Here is a 946-nt window from a genome sequence, read left to right as displayed (position 1 = left end):
ATCTACGACTATTGGCGTGTCTCTCCCCAAACCGCCAGCTCACACGCTATCTAGACGACTTTGACGGCACCCTGACGGCAATGACCTCCGAGGTAAATAACCTCGCGGGTAATCGACGCCCGCCCCGTCCGGCCCAGAGTTGGAGCTGTCACCACAACTCGAAGGAGCCCGACAATGTCCACCCTCAATAACACCCCCACCGATTTCGCAAGCATCGCGCACCGCTACATCGCGGTCTGGAACACCACCGACGACACCGAGCGCCGGCAACTGATCGACGCACTGTGGTCCGCCGACGCCCAGTACATCGATCCGCTGGCAATCGCCTGCGGCAGGCAGGAGATCGATGCGACGATGGCAGCTGTGCAGAGACAGTTCCAGGGCGCCGGCGAGTTCACGCTGCTCGGCGATGTCGATAACCACCACGACCAGGCCCGCTTCCAATGGGCGTTCGGCCCGGCGGGCGGGGAGCCGATGATCATCGGCTCCGACGTGGCAGTCCGCGACTCGCGCGGCCAGTTGTCGCTGGTCCTGGGTTTCCTAGACCGAGTTCCATCATGAAACCGGCCCCCGTGCTGACCACGGCCCAGATGCAGGCGCTGATGCCGCTGGCGAAAACGCTTGGCGTGGAGCTAGTCTCGGCGTCGAAGTCCGAGGTCATGGGCACTCTCGCCTGGGCTGAGAGGCTGACGACCGCGGGCGGAATGCTGCACGGCGGGGCGCTCATGGTGCTGGCCGACTCCATCGGGGCAGCCCTCGCGTTCCTCAACCTGCCGACGGGGGCGTCGACCAGCACCACCTCGTCGAACACCGTGTTCCTGCGAGGCGTGACCGCCGGCGTCGTGACCGCGACGGCCCGGCCGCTGCATGTGGGCCGGAGGACCATCGCGGTGGTGGTCGAGTTGGCGGATGGCCACGGCCGAGCGGTGGCGCAGGTGACGCAGTC

Annotated in this window: 2 protein-coding genes; both read left to right on the top strand. The window is 66.2% G+C overall.

Annotation, left to right across the window (positions count from 1 at the left end; genetic code table 11):
• Positions 1–174 precede the first annotated feature (174 nt).
• Positions 175–561, top strand: a complete 387-nt coding sequence (locus TBIF_RS22100; protein WP_024796919.1) for a hypothetical protein — start codon at positions 175–177, stop codon at positions 559–561.
• Positions 558–946: PaaI family thioesterase (locus tag TBIF_RS22095; protein WP_024796918.1), on the top strand; the 389-nt coding region annotated here is incomplete at its 3' end. The genes TBIF_RS22100 and TBIF_RS22095, both read left to right, overlap by 4 nt.

It is taken from the genome of Tomitella biformata AHU 1821, from assembly GCF_000524475.1.
GTDB lineage: Bacteria > Actinomycetota > Actinomycetes > Mycobacteriales > Mycobacteriaceae > Tomitella > Tomitella biformata.
This window is presented reverse-complemented; position numbering and strand designations above follow the sequence as displayed.